This window comes from Pseudomonas sp. R4-84 (assembly GCF_054130985.1).
In genome coordinates this window covers 2,314,886-2,331,062 of sequence record NZ_CP096390.1, presented here as the reverse complement: position 1 = coordinate 2,331,062, position 16,177 = coordinate 2,314,886, and the positions used below count along the sequence as shown (strand labels likewise).

General features: G+C 61.5%; 16 protein-coding genes. 3 read left to right on the top strand and 13 right to left on the bottom strand.

The features are described 5' to 3' along the window. Positions 1-324 precede the first annotated feature (324 nt). The 3 genes from M1D68_RS10815 (at position 325) to M1D68_RS10805 (ending at position 1,239) form a co-directional block, all read left to right on the top strand. Positions 325-582 carry a hypothetical protein gene (locus M1D68_RS10815; protein WP_457970309.1) on the top strand — a complete coding sequence of 86 codons (258 nt, stop codon included), beginning with the start codon at positions 325-327 and terminating at the stop codon, positions 580-582. Positions 583-681: 99 nt separating this feature from the next. Next, positions 682-912, top strand: coding sequence for a hypothetical protein (locus M1D68_RS10810; RefSeq protein WP_420766596.1), 231 nt, complete (start codon positions 682-684; stop codon positions 910-912). 90 nt (positions 913-1,002) lie between these two features. Next, positions 1,003-1,239: a DUF2789 family protein gene (locus M1D68_RS10805; RefSeq protein WP_434563693.1), complete on the top strand. Its 237-nt coding sequence runs from the start codon at positions 1,003-1,005 to the stop codon at positions 1,237-1,239. Positions 1,240-1,304: 65 nt separating this feature from the next. On the opposite strand, the gene M1D68_RS10800 is transcribed toward M1D68_RS10805, so the two are convergent. The 13 genes from M1D68_RS10800 to iolE form a co-directional block, all read right to left on the bottom strand. Beyond that, positions 1,305-2,912, bottom strand: coding sequence for a methyl-accepting chemotaxis protein (locus M1D68_RS10800; protein WP_434563691.1), 1,608 nt, complete (start codon positions 2,910-2,912; stop codon positions 1,305-1,307). Positions 2,913-3,081: 169 nt separating this feature from the next. Next, complete coding sequence (locus tag M1D68_RS10795; RefSeq protein WP_030141286.1) at positions 3,082-3,486, bottom strand: TraR/DksA family transcriptional regulator; 405 nt, start codon at positions 3,484-3,486, stop codon at positions 3,082-3,084. Between the two features lie 326 nt (positions 3,487-3,812). Continuing rightward, complete coding sequence (locus M1D68_RS10790) at positions 3,813-4,835, bottom strand: ABC transporter permease (RefSeq protein WP_420766599.1); 1,023 nt, start codon at positions 4,833-4,835, stop codon at positions 3,813-3,815. 88 nt (positions 4,836-4,923) lie between these two features. After that, positions 4,924-6,477 (bottom strand): sugar ABC transporter ATP-binding protein, encoded by a 1,554-nt coding sequence (locus M1D68_RS10785; protein WP_434563689.1) that lies wholly within the window; start codon positions 6,475-6,477, stop codon positions 4,924-4,926. A 72-nt stretch (positions 6,478-6,549) separates the two neighbouring features. Beyond that, complete coding sequence (locus M1D68_RS10780; protein ID WP_457970306.1) at positions 6,550-7,476, bottom strand: sugar ABC transporter substrate-binding protein; 927 nt, start codon at positions 7,474-7,476, stop codon at positions 6,550-6,552. A gap of 53 nt (positions 7,477-7,529) precedes the next feature. After that, positions 7,530-7,682, bottom strand: coding sequence for a hypothetical protein (locus tag M1D68_RS10775; RefSeq protein WP_434563685.1), 153 nt, complete (start codon positions 7,680-7,682; stop codon positions 7,530-7,532). Positions 7,683-7,824: 142 nt separating this feature from the next. Next, the gene (locus tag M1D68_RS10770) at positions 7,825-8,877 is read right to left on the bottom strand and encodes a Gfo/Idh/MocA family protein (RefSeq protein ID WP_434650811.1); all 1,053 of its coding nucleotides are present in this window, start codon (positions 8,875-8,877) and stop codon (positions 7,825-7,827) included. Between the two features lie 91 nt (positions 8,878-8,968). Then, positions 8,969-9,979 (bottom strand): Gfo/Idh/MocA family protein, encoded by a 1,011-nt coding sequence (locus tag M1D68_RS10765; protein WP_457970304.1) that lies wholly within the window; start codon positions 9,977-9,979, stop codon positions 8,969-8,971. A gap of 30 nt (positions 9,980-10,009) precedes the next feature. Further along, positions 10,010-11,941 (bottom strand): 3D-(3,5/4)-trihydroxycyclohexane-1,2-dione acylhydrolase (decyclizing), encoded by a 1,932-nt coding sequence (iolD, locus tag M1D68_RS10760; protein WP_445571681.1) that lies wholly within the window; start codon positions 11,939-11,941, stop codon positions 10,010-10,012. A gap of 97 nt (positions 11,942-12,038) precedes the next feature. Beyond that, a complete protein-coding gene (locus M1D68_RS10755) occupies positions 12,039-12,908 on the bottom strand; it encodes a TIM barrel protein (RefSeq protein WP_457970302.1) in 870 nt (289 codons plus the stop codon). Between the two features lie 32 nt (positions 12,909-12,940). Next, a complete protein-coding gene (locus M1D68_RS10750; RefSeq protein ID WP_420766607.1) occupies positions 12,941-14,443 on the bottom strand; it encodes a CoA-acylating methylmalonate-semialdehyde dehydrogenase in 1,503 nt (500 codons plus the stop codon). A 30-nt stretch (positions 14,444-14,473) separates the two neighbouring features. Continuing rightward, positions 14,474-15,283: a 5-deoxy-glucuronate isomerase gene (iolB, locus tag M1D68_RS10745; protein ID WP_434563675.1), complete on the bottom strand. Its 810-nt coding sequence runs from the start codon at positions 15,281-15,283 to the stop codon at positions 14,474-14,476. Continuing rightward, positions 15,280-16,173 (bottom strand): myo-inosose-2 dehydratase, encoded by an 894-nt coding sequence (gene iolE / locus M1D68_RS10740; protein ID WP_434563673.1) that lies wholly within the window; start codon positions 16,171-16,173, stop codon positions 15,280-15,282. The genes iolB and iolE overlap by 4 nt, the downstream gene beginning before the upstream one ends. Between the last annotated feature and the right edge of the window lie 4 nt (positions 16,174-16,177).

Below are 16,177 nucleotides of genomic sequence, written 5' to 3'. Positions count from 1 at the left end.
TGGACCTGTCATTGAATTCGAAAGTGAACGGTGCGCCCTGACCCAGGGCGGGAGAAGACTATAGGATCGCTACTCTCGCCGTCTTTCCCGGCGGTCGTCAGAGGCTGAAGGAAAACACCACTCTGAGCATCGGAAAAGGTGGGACTACTAACTTTAGGGAAATTTCTCACTTAGAAAAGCATTTTTCTGACATCGAGGCCAAAAAAAATTGCTTTAGATAGGCGCAACCGTACACACGGCGCTGCCGATTCTAGAGCAGCCGCTGACGCGCAGACTACTTAAAACAGCCGGCAATCCGTCGGTAACCATAGAAAAGGAATTCACATGGCTACGTTTCCAACCCTGATCCGCCCCGCCATCTCATGTGTCGCCCTGGCGCAAGACGCCACTCATGACGACGGTTACACACCGATTGCATTGATCCAGCCCAGATACCGGGTCGTTCTTGCCGGCAAGTGTTTTTTTCATATCGAAGAAACCTCTACCGGGCGCGTAAGAGGTTTCCGCGCCGACCATAACGAAGCCTGCTATCTCGCCCGCACCCTCGAACAGAACCCTTCAACGGCAGGCGCCATGACTTAACTCAGCCGCCGACCGGCAACTGCTGCCATACTGCCTGCCCAGCGAGCGTCTCCATCGGCGACGCTCGTACAACAATATGACTTGAAGGGAAGGCGCGACGTGACGGAACTAGACATCGGCGATTTTTTCATCCGCGGCGAAGCCAGAGAGGTAGAAGGCGAATTCCAAGCGGTCATCGTCATGCGCGCCAAAACCGCCGCCACTGCGGTCACCTATCACCAGGTAGAAAGGGATCGCTGGTTCAAGACGCCGGAACTTGCGGCCGAGGCCGCCAAGGAGTCAGCCCGGGCCCTGAAGCTCGCGGTGGACGAAGGTGCGCTGAAAGCCTGAAGCCAATCGAACTCCTGACGACTGCTCGCCTCAGATAGAGGGAAGCAACCGAGGCGCCATGACGGCGGTAGTCCAGAGGAGTCCTACAAAATGGAACAACCATCCCACGAACTCAGCACCCTGTTTGACCAACTTGGCCTGCCTTCGGACGGCAAAGCCATCGATGATTTCATCATGGCGCACCCGCTGGATCCGAACACCAAGTTGGTCGATGCGCCTTTCTGGTCGAATCAGCAACAAGATCTGCTTCGCGAATGGCTGCTTGCCGACGGCGAAGAGGCGGTATTGGTGGATCAACTGAACGTACGCCTGCACGACGGTAAATAACCCCAGAACGGCAAGCAAGCTCTCGTGGCGAGGGAGCTTGCTCCTCATACAGGCTGCGTCGAGACTCAGCGCGGCTTCTCGGGCTTATAGCCCAGCCGCAACCCACCCCAATGACGTCCCTTGAGCATGATTGGCACCGACAGGTCATGCATCAGCTCGCCCGTGTCCCGCGTATAGGTTTGCAGCAACACCGGCTGTTGATGACTGCCGCAGCGGATCCCGGTGCGATCGGAAAACTTGCGCTTGGTGCGATTGTTCAGCGTGTCCACTTGCGGATCGCCGGTCAACGGCTGGCAGAACGCATTGTTGTGAGTCGGCACGTAGCCCTGCTGAGTGCAGGCAATCGCGAAGACCAGCCCCTCATGCCGCGCCAGCAACGGTTCCTGGATCGCTGGCAGCACCTGGTCGGTGTAGCGGTCGAAACGGGTCTGGAACTTCGCCGGATGGGTATTGGGGATCGGTTGGTAGCTTCGATCGAACAGATCCTCCAGGCTGACGCGCCCCTGGTCGATATCCGCCTCGAACTGTGCGGCAATCCGGCTTGCCCCTTCCCGCGCCAAGTCATAGACCCGCTGGTGATAATCGTCCAGGCCCACCTCGGCCAGGCGCTCGCTGATGGTCTCGGCCTGGCCTTCCATCTGCACAGCGGCCTCGGCCAGGCGCTGGGTCTGCTGGTCGCTGATCGCCAGGTCACCGCGCATTTGCTCGATCGCATGAAACAGGCTATCGAGTTGTCCACGGTTAGTGTCGGTACCCTGGGCGATAGCGCTGACCTGGGTTTCGACACCGGCCGCAAGCCGCGCGATGTTTTCCAGGTGCTGGCCGGTGTGCTCGACTTGCTGCACACCGCTGTCCAGGTCACCGGCCAATTGGCGGATCTGCTCGACGACCTGCGCGGTGCGCTGCTGGATATCCGCGACCATCACGCCGACCTCGCCGGTCGCCGCGGCAGTGCGCCCGGCCAACCCACGCACCTCGTCGGCCACCACCGCAAACCCGCGACCATGTTCCCCGGCACGGGCCGCCTCGATCGCAGCGTTAAGGGCCAACAGGTTGGTCTGGCTGGCGATCGATTGAATCACCAGGGTCACCCGCTGGATTTCGTCGCTGCGCACGCTCAGCGCCTCGATGAGTTCGCGGCTTTCATTGGCGCGCTGACTGAGCTGATGCATGCGGCTGATGGATTCGACCAACTCGCTGCGTCCGGCGACACTGCTGCGATGGGCCTCGCTGGCCGCGCCCAGCGCCTGTTGACTGAGCTGCGAGGTGGCCTGCTCGGTCGCGATCATCGCTTCGGCGTTGCCAACGATCTGCGCCGCGGCCCCGAGCTGTGACTGGACCTTGCCCGCCAGCTGCTTGACCGAATAGGCAACGCCAGCGGCGGACAGTGCATTATGGCTGGTGGTGTAGGAAAGATCGCGGGTGAGCTCGGCCAGGCTGTCGCTTGCCGTCGGCACCGGTGTGCTGTTCAGCCGCGAGCGCAGGCGTGGCAACCACACGATGAGCAGCGCCAGCGGCAACGCCAGGTACAACGACCAACCGCCCAAGGTCATGCCACACAGCAGCGAAACCAGCGCCAGGCTTTGCAGAGTCGGCGCAAGCCAGCGCGCTGTAACGCGCGCTGCTGGCACCGAGGCCGACGCTGTCGCCGCCAGAGATCCTTCTGTCGCCATTTTCGTCACCCACTTTTCTCATTGTTATGGCCGCATTAAACGCCACTATCGAGCCATTATCCATGGTCCATTAGTCGTGTTTTCGGCAAAAAAACGAGAAGCGTGATGACCAAAAAGCAAAAAGACCGCAGCTTCGGATGAAGGGCTGCGGTCTTTTTCGAAAACGGTATCAGGCCTGGCGCTGGTGCTTGTCGATCTGCTCGTGACGTTCCTGGGCTTCGATGCAGTATTTGGTGGTCGGACTGATCAACAGGCGCTTGAGGCCGATCGGCTCGCCGCTGTCGTCGCACCAGCCGAAGCTTTCGTCGTTGATACGGTCCAGGGCCTGCTCCAGTTGCGGCAGCATGCGCTGGTCGCGATCGATGGCGTTGACCAGCCAGGTGCGCTCTTCTTCTACGGAAGCTGCGTCCGCCGGGTCGGCCGGGCTGTCCAGGCTCTCAATGGCGATTCGGTTCTGTTCGATGCGCTCGTGGGTTTCGACTTTCATGTTCTGCAACAGCTTGGTGAAGTAAGCCAGTTGCTCGGCATTCATGTAGTCATCCGCCGGCATGGCCAGCAACTTTTCCTTTGTCATTGATTTCTCTATAAAAAAACGTGCATTAAGGCGAATTATGGAGCGTCCCGCATCAAGCAGCCACGCTCATCGGGAAGGCGCCGTTTATTCCAAGCGCCACCCGGCACTCAATTTACGAGGGGCGGCAGTCTAAGGCCGAGTCGGGGCGTCAGCAACCGAAAACATGGGGAAAATGTCCGACAACCGCTTCAAATGCTGTCTGACAGGCTTCTGCCGGCCGTCGGAGTGCGTTTATAACAAGAAATTCGCTGCGATGGCTGTATCAAGAAGACAAATGGCAACGCCACGCGGGTCAGGCGTGGCGCTTTGTCGCAACCTCAGGCATGTCAGCGTTTGAGTTTGCGCTTGTTGCGGTACTGATCGATCACCACCGCGACGACAATGATCAGACCCTTGATGATGTCCTGGATATAGGCATCGACACCGACAAAGGTAAAACCACTGGCCATTACCCCGAGGATCAGCGCCCCGATCACCGTCCCGGTGATGCGCCCCACTCCACCGGCCAGGCTGGTGCCGCCAATGACCGCCGCGGCGATCGCGTCGAGCTCGTAAGACATGCCCATGCCGGCCTGCCCGGTCGCCGCCCGCGCCGAGGCCACGACGCCGGCCAAGCCCGCCAGCAGCCCCGCGATGCTGTAGACGATCACCAGGTGGCGCTTGACGTTGATGCCCGAGGTCCGCGCCGCTTGCATGTTGCCGCCGATGGCGTAGGTGTATTTACCGTACTTGGTGTAGCGCAAGGCGACGTGGAAGATCACCGCCACCACCAGGAAGATGATCACCGGCATCGCGCCATGACCGATGGCGGTGTACGAATCGGACAACATGCTCACCGGCTGGCCTTCGGTGTAATAACGCGCCAAGCCGCGGGCCGAGACCATCATGCCGAGGGTGGCGATAAAAGGCGGGATGCCGGTAACGGCGATGATGCTGCCGTTGATCGCCCCCGCCAGCAGCCCCACGCCGAGGCCCGCCACCACCGGTATCCACACGGGCAGGTCCGTCAGGGAAGGAAACACCGCCCGGGAAAAATCCGAGGTCTGGGCCAGGCTCGCGGCAATCATCGCCGACAACGCCAGCACCGAACCTGACGACAAGTCGATGCCGGTGGTGATGATCACCTGGGTCACGCCGATGGCCAGCAGGCCGATGATCGACACTTGCAGGATCATCAGCACCAGGCGCTGGGAGTTCATCAGGAAACTCTGGTCGCGCATGATCCAGCCGAACAGCTCGAACACCAGGCCGATGCCGATCAGCACCAGGAAAATGCTCAGTTCCGTGGGCAGCCGCCGACGCGTCCTGGCCGGTGCGGCGGCGGGTTTGTTTTCCAATATCGCGTTCATAGCCAATCACCTTTTTTATCTGTGGCGAGGAAGCTTGCTCCCTCGCCACGGGATTATTGCTCGACGTTATTGATTCGCCCGGCAGCCATCAGGACAGGCCCGACGCCAGTTGCATGACTCGTTCCTGGGTGGCTTCGCTGCGGTCGAGGGTGCCCATCAGGTCGCCTTCGTGCATCACCATGACGCGGTCGCTCATGCCCAGCACCTCAGGCAGCTCCGAAGAAATCATGATGACCGCCATGCCTTCGCTGGCGAGGTAGGCAATGAGTCGGTAGATCTCGGCCTTGGCGCCGACATCGATGCCGCGGGTCGGTTCGTCGAGGATCAGGATGCGCGGGTTGGTCATCAGCCAGCGGGCCAGCAAGGCCTTCTGCTGGTTACCGCCGGATAGAGTGTCGATGCACTGCTCCAGGGACGGTGTCTTGACCCGCAGCTTCTTGCACATGTCCTCGCACAAGGCGCGCAGGGCTTTTTGCTGGATGAAACCGTTGCCGACGTAATGAGGCAGCACGGCCATTTCCATGTTTTCCAGCACCGACAAGCAGGGAAACAAGCCGCTGAGCTTGCGATCCTCGGTCAACAGCGCGAAGCCCTTCTCGATCGCCATGTGCGGATCACTGATGTGGACCGGCTGGCCGTCCAGCAGGATTTCACCGCCAGTGGCAGGGGTGACGCCGAAAATCGCCTCGGCGACGTTGGTCCGGCCCGAGCCCATCAACCCGGCAATACCGAGGATTTCCCCGGCGTGCAGGTCGAACGACACCCCTTTGAAAATACCCGCCAGGCTCAAGTCCCGTACCGACAGGACCCGATCGCCGATTGGCTTGTCCCGCTCGGGGAACAATTGGCTCAACTCACGCCCGACCATCATCGAAATCAGGCTGTCGCCGTCCATGCTGTCGGCCCGTTGCAGGCCGATATAGGCACCGTCGCGAAACACCGCCACTTCATCGGCGATGGCGAAGACTTCGTTCATTTTATGGGTGATGTAAATGATGCCCTTACCCTGCGCCTTGAGGTCGGCGATGATCGAGAACAAATGGGCGACTTCGGTCTCGGTGATGGCCGAAGTCGGTTCGTCCATGATCAGGATGTCGGAGTCATACGAGACGGCCTTGGCGATCTCCACCATCTGCCGTTCGGCAATGCTCAGGTTGCCCACCTGCTCCTCCGGGTCAAGCTTGATGCGCAAGCGCTCCAGCAACCGGGCAGTGCAGCGGTGCATTTCACCATGATCGATCATGTGCAGGCCGTTGAGCTGTTCGCGGCCGATCCAGATGTTTTCGGCGATGCTCATGTGGGGCATCAGGTTCAGTTCCTGGTGGATCATGGCGATCCCGGCCTGCAAGGCCGCCAGGGGGGTGTCGAAGGTCACCGGCTTGCCCCGCAGGCGCAGCTCGCCGGCGTCGGGCTGGTAGATGCCGGCGATGATCTTCATCAGCGTGGATTTGCCCGCACCGTTTTCCCCCATCAAGGCCAGCACCGAGCCGGGGCGTACCCGCAACTGCACGTCTGACAGGGCCACGACGCCAGGGAAGCCTTTGCTGACGTTGACGACCTCCAACAGGTACGGTTCGTCAGGTAATGCGTCCGGCCGGAACGTTGCCGCCGGGGCGCTCGAAGCAGTCGCTGATGCGAACATGGTGGGTACTCCCTGGGCAAGGTCGGCGCGGCGACCTTGCCTGTTTATTGTTGTGATGAAACAGGTGAAGCGTTACTTGAACTGATCGACGTTCTCCGGCGTGATCAAGCGATATGGCACCCAGACGGATTGCTCGACCGGCTGCTTCTTGACCATTTTCACCGCGGTATCGATCGAGCCGTCGGCTTGACCCTTGGCATCCTGGAACACCGAGACCGCCATGTCGCCTTTCTTGATGGCGTTCAAGCCGTCCGGCGTGCCGTCGACCCCTGCGATCAACACGCTGCCCTTCTTGGCGCCCGTTTGCCTGAGGGCCATGGCGGCGCCAATGGCCATTTCATCGTTGTTGGACACCACGGCGTTGAACTCGCGGCCTTGGGTCAGCCAGTCATTGACCAGGGTCATGCCCTTGTCCCGGGACCACGTGCCCGTCTGCTCCTGCTCGATCTTGATGTCCGGGTACTTGGCGAGGACTTCCTTGACGCCCTTGGTGCGGTTGGTGGTGGAGTTGTTCGCCAAATCGCCCAGCAGGATCACGATCTCACCCTTGCCGCCCATCTTGTCGGCCAGGTACTGCATCTGCATGCGCCCGGCCTCAAGGTCATCCGAGGCCACGGTGACCACGCCTTCCGGCAGTTTCGGGTCGTCCGGACGGCGGTTGACGTACACCAGCGGAATGCCGGCGGCCACGGCGGCCTTGGTGATGCGTTGGGTCGCGGCGGTGTCCACCGGGTTGACGATGAGCGCGTCGACCTTCTGGCTGATGAAGCTTTCTACCTGACTCAATTGCTTGACCACGTCGCTGCGCGCATCCTCGAACTGCAACGTGACGCCGTCCGGCAGGGCCTTGGCTTTCTTGTCCATGGACTCGCGCAGGTAGGTCAACCAGGTGTCATCGAACTGGGACATGCTGACGCCGATCTTCAGGTCCGCCAGGGCAGCGCTGCTGGCAAACATCAATGACAGGGCCAGCGAGGCAATACGGGTCTTGGTGTTCATGAACGTTCTTTCTCCACTTTTTTGTTGGTCTTATGGATAAGGCGTGACGGACTTCAGGAACGTGGTAAACGCACGATCGGTGCGCCGGGCATGCAGCACACCACGGCGCCCCTGCGCTGGATGCACAGGGCTTCGAACAAGGGAAGGATTGCGGACAGGCGCAAGGACAATGGCAGGTGAAACGCAGAGCGGTTGAAGGTTTTCATCGACGGTACCTGGCTGTGTTTCTTGTTTTTGTTTCGTCCTTCGTCCATTCAGGGTGAGCCTGGATAAACGCGGACAGGGTTGTCGGTAACCTGGAATCGACTTTATTGGAAAATATTTTCCATATCAACTCATTTTAGAATTTTATTCGTTTTTTGTTCCATGTCCTACAGGCTCAGATAAACACACCACCTGACCCTGCTCCGCGCTCTGTCTTGCCGCGTCCAGGAGGCGTGTCGTGGCCAAGGCGTCGCGGGCCGCAACGGGCAGCGGGCCGTCGCCCTGCAACGCTGTCTGTAGACGCTGATAGAACGCGAGCCAGCAGCCCCGTTCCGAGGCTACCCGCTCGCGCTCGGCACCGTGTTCGAACCAGCCCCAGCGCCGATGTTCTTCCGTGCCCCAACGTTCGCCCTCGGTGGCGGGGCTCAGTCCCGCCAACGCCAGGGCCTCCTGACCATCGAGGCCTTCGACGGTATAGCAGCCTTCGCTGCCACTGACCCTAAACCTTGGGCGCGGAGCGCTTTGCAGGCAATTGCCGCTCAAGTGCGAGACCACACCGCTTGCGTGGACCAACGACATGAAAAAACCGTTGTCGTAGGCCTGGCCTGGCTGTCGATAATCCAGCTCGGCATACACCCGGGTCACCGGCCCGAACAATTGCAGCGCCTGGTCCACCAGATGGCTGCCCAAATCCCGCAGGAAGCCCCCGCCACTGGCTTTGCCCACCGAGGTCGGCGAGTAACGTTCGACGCTGGACTCAAAACGAATGACCTGCCCCAGGGCACCGGATGAAAGCAATTTGCGCACCGTCAGGAAATCCGAATCCCAGCGGCGGTTCTGGTACACGCTCAACGGTACGTTGCGTCGTTCGGCAGCCAACACCATCGCTTCGGCCTGCCCGGCATCAAGGGCGAATGGCTTGTCGCTGACCACCGCCACGCCGTGCTCGATGGCCTCCATCACAATGGCAGGGCGCGCTTGCAGCGGCGTGGACACCACCACCGCATCGACGCCGGCCGCCACCAGTTGCTCAAGACTATCGAAGGCCTGGACCCGCGGATGCTCGGTTGCCAATTGCTGGCGTCGCTCGGCGGAACGGGTCACCACCCCGACAAACGTAGCGCCCGGCAGGCTGCTGATGAGCGGCGCATGAAAAAACCGCCCGCCCTTGCCATAGCCCACTAGTCCGATTCGCATGAAAGCTCCTTGTTAGTCATTGAATACACACCCCCCCTGTGGGAGCGAGCTTGCTCCCACAATTTGACTGCATACCTACAGGGAAATGTGGTCAGCCGTAGAAACGCGGCCGCTCCGGCAGCTCGACCTTGATGATCTGCCCACTTTGCTGCGCTTGGACACAGGCATCCGCCGCCACCGCCGCGGCGAAACCATCCCAGGCCGACGGCCCGCCTACTTGCCCGGCACGCACGCCGTCGATGAACGCCTGCAATTCGACGTCATAAGCGGCGATGAAGCGATCCTTCCAATCCATCAGGATGGCATTGGACAGCTTGGCGTCGCTGCGCAGTTGCACCTGGGACGGTTCCGGCAGCTTGGCGATGCCGGTCTCCCCCACCACTTCGCATTGGATGTCGTAACCGTACTGGCAGTTGACGAACACCTCGACGTCGATCCGCGTGCCCTTGGCGGTTTCCAGCAGAACGATCTGCGGATCCCGCAGGTGGGCCAAAGCCTTGCTGCTCTTGCGCGGGAACACCACCTGTACCGACACATAGTCGTCGGCCAGCAGCCAACGCAGCACGTCCAGCTCGTGGATCAGGGTATCGGTGATCGCCATGTCGGTCTTGTAGTTCTCCCCCACGCTCGGGTTGCGGTGGGCGCAATGCAGCATCAACGGCTCGCCGATCTGGCCGCTGTCGATCACCGATTTGAGCGCGCGATAACCTTCATCGTAAGGGCGCATGAAGCCCACCTGCACCAGGCGCTTGCCGTGGGCCACTTCGGCGTCGACGATTTTGCGGCAGCCTTCGGCCGTGACCGCCAGGGGCTTTTCGCAGAACACCGGTTTGCCTGCCGCGATGGCCGCCAGCACGAACTCTTCATGGCTCGGCCCCCAGGAGGTGACGAGGATCGCCTCGACGTCCGGCGCCGCGATCAACGCGTGGCCGTCCGGATAGACCTCGGCGGTCAGTTTGAGGTCGGCCACCACTTTCGCCGCCTGGGCAAGGTTGATGTCAGTCACTGCCACCACCTGGCTGTTGAGCAAGGTCTGGCTGCAACGACGGATGTGGTCCTGGCCGATGGCCCCGGTGCCGATGACGCCCAGCTTCAAAGACATGTTGAACTCCTTATGTAGGTGTTGGCGCAATCAGTATTGACGGGCCTTGGCCAGTCGTTCGTTGAGGGTCTTGGCGACGGCATCGGTGCGGGCGCTGGTGGAGACCTGCGCCACGCCGACCCGCCACCAGGATAGGTATTTGTGGATCATGGTCTTGGGCAGGACCTTGATGTCGATCAGGGTCGAGACCGTCTGGCGCCGGGCGTCGGCCAATGCCGCGTACAACTCGTCCAACGTCTTGACCGTGTAGGTCTTGCAGCCATAGGCCGCCGCGCTCATGGCGAAATCCACCGGCACAAAGCCGCCATCAAGCTTGCCCGTCTCGGGGTTGCGGAAGCGGAACTCGGTGCCGAAGCTGTCCATGCCGTGTTCCATTTGCAGGTTGTTGATGCAACCGAAGGTCATGTTGTCCAGCAGCACGATGTTGATCTTGCGCCGCTCCTGGATGGAGGTTGCGAGTTCCGAGTGCAGCATCATGTAGGAGCCGTCGCCCACCAGCGCGTAGACCTCTTTATCGGGCTCGGCGAGTTTCACCCCCAGGGCGGCATTCACCTCATAGCCCATGCATGAATAAGCGTATTCGACGTGGTAAGTATTCACGCCCTTGCTGCGCCAACTGCGCTGCAGGTCGCCGGGCAGGCTGCCGGCGGCGGCGACGATGATGGCGTCGTCCGCCAGGGTTTCGTTGAGGGTGCCAAGCACGCGACTTTGGGTCAGGCAGGACCCCGTGAGCTCGATGAATTCACGAAACACTGCGGGGTCCATGTGATCGTTGATTTCCGGGACGAAGTCCTGGGTCTGGAAATCTGCCTGGTAGATCCGGTCCACTTCGGCGTCGAGCTGGGCCTTGGCGTCGGCGATCTGCGCGCCCCATTCGGCACGGTAGTCCCCCAGCTTGTCGGCCAGCGCCTCCAGGCCCGAACGGGCGTCGGCCAGCAGTTGCACGCCATCGAGTTTCAGCGCATCGCACGGGCTGATGTTGAGGTTGAGAAATTGCACGTCGCAATGCTGAAACAGCCATTTCGACGCTGTGGTGAAATCGCTGTAGCGGGTGCCGATGCCGATGATCAGGTCCGCTTCCTTGGCCAGCAGGTTCGCCGCCAGGCAGCCGGTCTCGCCAACGCCACCGACATTCAGCGGGTGGCTGGAGACGATGGCGCTTTTTCCCGCCTGAGTCTCGGCAAAGGGAATCTCGAAGCGCTCGGCAAAGGCTTGCAATGCAGCATTGGCCCCGGAGTACTTCACCCCGCCACCGCAGATGATCAATGGCTTGCGCTTGCCCTTGAACAACGCCAGGGCATCGCCGAGCATCGCTTCGGTGGCCGGCCGGCGGTCGATGCGGTGCACGCGTTTCTGCAAAAAATAATCCGGGTAATCGTAGGCTTCGGCCTGGACGTCCTGGGGCAGCGCCAGGGTCACCGCGCCGGTCTCGGCCGGGTCGGTGAGCACGCGCATGGCCTGGATCGCGGCAGTCATCAATTGCTCGGGGCGGTTGATGCGATCCCAGTATTTGCTCACGGCCTTGAAGGCATCGTTGGTGCTGATGCTCAGGTCATGGAATTGCTCGATCTGTTGCAGCACCGGGTCCGGCTGACGACTGGCATAGACATCGCCAGGTAACAGCAGCAGCGGGATGCGGTTGGCCGTCGCGGTGGCGGCGGCGGTCAGCATGTTCGCCGCGCCGGGACCAACCGACGAGGTACAGGCGTAGATCCTGCGCCGCAGATGCTGCTTGGCAAACCCGATGGCGGCATGAGCCATGCCTTGTTCGTTGCGGCCCTGATGAACCACCAGGTCGCCGCTGTCCTGCTCCAGCGCCTGGCCCAGGCCCAGCACATTGCCGTGGCCGAAAATGGTAAACACCCCGGCGACGAACTTGCTCTGGACGCCATCGACCTCGACGTACTGGTTATCGAGAAATTTCACCAGGGCCTGGGCCATGGTCAGTCTTGTTGTGGTCATGCTTGCACCTTTTTCAAACGCAACTCGGTCAACTGTGGGAGCGAGCTTGCTCGCGATAGCGGTGTGTCAGGCAACTCATGCATTGATTGGAGCGCCGTCATCGCGAGCAAGCTCGCTCCCACAGGGGTCCTCCATTGTTCAGGGAGCCGGCCCAGAAGCTTTGCAGATGGCTCATACTCGCCCCCAACGCCTGGCGAATATCGGCCAACTCATGAACACTTTCGGCAAACGGCTCGAAGGACAGGTAACCGTCATAGCCGCCGCGGAGCAGCGCCTCGATCTGCCCGGCATTGCCGAGAATATCTCCCTCGCCCACCAGCACTCGGTGGCCGTCGCGAATGGTCGCCAGTGGCGCTTGGGCATCCTCGACCCCTGAGATGTGAACCAGCCCGGTCAATTCAGGGAAGAACTCCTGCTCGCCGGCCAGATGGTGATGGAAGGTGTCATGCACCAGGCGAAACACATCCAGCCCGTCGGTGGCCTTGATCGCTTCCACCGCCGTGCGCTTGCGGCGTAGCGAGCACTCTGCAAAACCCAAGGGTTCGATGAAACCGTAAATGCCGAAGGCGCGCAGGATCGGCGCAAGTTCACTTAAGGCAGTACGCAACCCCGCCGCTCGCTCGACCTCGCTGCGCGGATCGGCGCGATCGTTGAGCGGGCACATCACCAATCCCTCGGCGCCACACTCGCGGGCGTAATCGGCCAGGCGCACGGCCTGGGCACGGCGCTCTTCGTTCCACACATCGAACGGGTACAGGGCGTTGATCGACAGCACTTTGATGCCGCGCGCCTCGCACAACTCGCGGACATGGGCCGGCGGCATGCCGTCTTCGATCTCGACACCTTTGAGGTCATTGCGAATCTCGATGGCATCGGTCTTCAACGCCAGCGCCAGGTCGATGAAAGCAGGCAGCGACAGGCGCGGGGCAACCATTCGATTCAAGGCAAAACGCAGGGGCTTGTTCATTGTTGTTCTCCCTCCGGCATTCATGAAATGAGTTATTGGGCAGTGGGCATGCTGAACTCGGGGCCCTTGGCGATGCTGTCGGGCCAGCGCTGCATCACGCTCTTGTAGCGACTGTAGAAACGCAGGCCTTCCTCGCCATAGGCATGGTGATCCCCGAACAGCGAACGCTTCCAGCCGCCAAAGGAGTGCCAGGCCATGGGCACCGGGATCGGCACGTTGATGCCCACCATGCCGACCTTGATGCTGCGGGCGAACGCCCGGGCGATGCCGCCATCACGGGTGAAGCACGACACACCGTTGCCAAACTCATGGGCATTGATCAGCGCCACCGCCGTGGCGAAATCCGGCACACGAACGATGCCCAGCACCGGGCCGAAAATCTCCTGTTGATAGATGCTCATCTCGGCGGTGACCTGGTCGAACAGCGTCGCGCCGACAAAAAATCCCTGCTCGGCCCCCGGCACCTTGAAGCCCCGGCCGTCGACGATCAGTCGCGCACCCTCGGCCACGCCAGCATCGATGAAGCCTTCTACCTTGGCCTTGTGTTCGGCGGTGACCAACGGCCCCATGTCGGTGCCGGGTTGCTGGCCATTGCCGACTTTCAGTTGGTCGATACGTGGCAACAATCGGGCGATCAGCTCATCGCCCACGTCGCCCACCGCCACCGCGATGGAAATCGCCATGCAGCGCTCGCCGGCAGAACCGTAGGCCGCGCCGATCAGCGCGTCCGCCGCCTGGTCGAGGTCGGCATCGGGCATGACGATCATGTGGTTCTTCGCCCCACCCAGGGCCTGCACGCGCTTACCGTGCGCCGTACCCTGCTGGTGGATGTATTCGGCGATGGGCGTGGAGCCGACAAAGGAGATCGCCTCGATGTCCGGGTGCTGCAATAGCGCATCCACGGCCGCCTTGTCGCCCTGGACGACATTGAATACACCGTCCGGCAGGCCGGCTTCGGTCAGCAAGCGGGCCATCAGCAAACTGGCGGACGGGTCGCGTTCCGAAGGCTTGAGGATGAAGCAGTTACCGGCAACCAGCGCCAGGGGAATCATCCACAACGGCACCATGACCGGGAAGTTGAACGGCGTGACGCCAGCGCAAACGCCCAGCGGTTGGCGCAAATTCCAGTTATCGATACCGCCGCCGATGTTGTCGCTGAAATCGGTCTTGAGCAGGCTCGGCGCACCGCAGGCGTACTCGACGATTTCGATACCGCGGGTGACTTCGCCATGGGCGTCGGACAGCACCTTGCCGTGTTCACGGCTGATGATCTGCGCCAACTCATCATGGTGGCGGTCGAGCAATTCCTTGAACTTGAACATCACCCGCGACCGTCGCAACGACGATTGCTCGGACCAGGCCGGGAACGCCGCCAGCGCCGAGGCCACCGCTGCCTCGACGGTACTCGGCTCGGCCAGGGCCACCCGGGCCTGCACCGCGCCGGTGGCCGGGTTGAAGACATTGCTGGAGCGAGCGGTGTCGCCATCCTGCACTTGGCCGTTGATGTAATGGCCTATTACCGGGGTGTCGCTCATTGTCCTGGTTCTCCGTTGGAATGTTCGAATTCAGAGGTCGAGCAGCCAGCTGTGCTGCGGGTCGTTATGGAACTGCCAGACCCGCTTCGGACCGGCCATGACATTCAGGTAATACGACTCGTACCCGTAGGGCACGCTGACCGGGTGGTAACCCTTGGGCACCACCACCAGGTCACTGTTTTCCACGGCCATGGCCTGGTCGATGCTGCGGTCGTCGGTGTAGACCCGCTGGAACACGAAGCCCTGGGACGGGTTGACCTGGTGGTAGTAGGTCTCTTCGAGAAAGCTCTGGTGCGGCAGGTCGTCGGTGTCGTGCTTGTGGGGCGGATAGCTGGACGAATGACCGGACGGCGTGCGCACTTCCACTACCAGCAGCGAGTGGGCCGGTTCGCTGTCGGGCAGGATGTCGCAGACATAACGGGTATTGGCGCCCTTGCCGCGAACGCTGCGTTTCATGCTTTGCGGGCGGATCAGCCGTGGTCCGTATTCATTGCTGGCCGCGCCCGGCGCGGCGCACACCGCTACTTGCACGTCGCTCAAGGCCGTCACCTGGGCCTGGCTGCCGGGTGGCAGGTATGCGGCGTAGGGGGATTTATCCTCGAACACCGAGTGGCGGTCACCGAGGTTGTCCCAGCTGAACGTTCCCTGCCCCGGCGCTTCGCCCTTGAGGTCGATACGCCCGCTGAGCAAGACCACACACAACTCCTTGTCACCGGCCATCACCGGAAGGGTTTCTCCGAGGCTCAGGCGGTAGGCCGCGAAGCCCACGTAATCCAACGCACCATGGGGCAGTTCGACCAGTTTCTGGCCGCCGGGATTGCTCTTGATCAACAGGCTCATGCCGGCATCCTCTCTTGCAGCAGGGCACGCAAGGTGTCGTAGCCCTTCTTGGCGTAGACATAACTCGGCGCCACGGCGGGGTCCTGCTCGGCTTCCACCACCAGCCACCCTTGGTAGTCGGCAGCCAGCAGGACGTCGAGCAACGCAGCGAAATCGATGTCGCCATCCCCCGGCACGGTGAAGGTGCCATTGATGATGCAGTCGGGGAAACTCCAGAGGTTGTTGCGCGCCAGCTGCACCACGGGTTTGCGCACGTCCTTGAAATGCACGTGACAGATGCGCTCGATGTGCTTGCGCAAGACTTGCAGCGGTTCGCCACCGCCCATGTAGCAATGGCCAGAGTCGAACAGCAGGCCCACTTCGCTGCCGGTCAGGGCCATCAGCTTGTCGATGTCCGAAGGCGATTCGACGTAGGCGCCCATGTGGTGGTGATAGGCCAGTCGCACGCCCTGGGACAGGGTGAAGCGCGCCAGTTCGGTGAGCTTGTCGGCGTAGGCTTGCCAGGCTTCGTCGGTGTGAAAGCGCGGGCGTTCGATCAACGGGATGCGCTGGCCCTGGATGGAGTCAGCCACTTCGCCATAGACCAACACCGTCGCGCCGTTCTGCGCCAGCAGTTCGACATGGCTGGCGATGGCGTCGATTTCCTCGGCCGCCGAACGCCGCGCCAATCGACTGGAATACCAGCCGGAAACCAGCGCCAGGTCGTACGGGCGCAACACGTCGCCGACGCCCTTGGCGTCCTTGGGGAACTTGCCGTTGAGCTCAAACCCTTCGTAGCCGATTTCCTTGCCTTCGCTCAGCGCCGTGCTCAAGGGCGTCTCGCCGCCAAGGGACGGCAGGTCGTCGTTGCTCCAGGAAATCGGGTTGATGCCAATTCGAATAGCGGGCATGGCT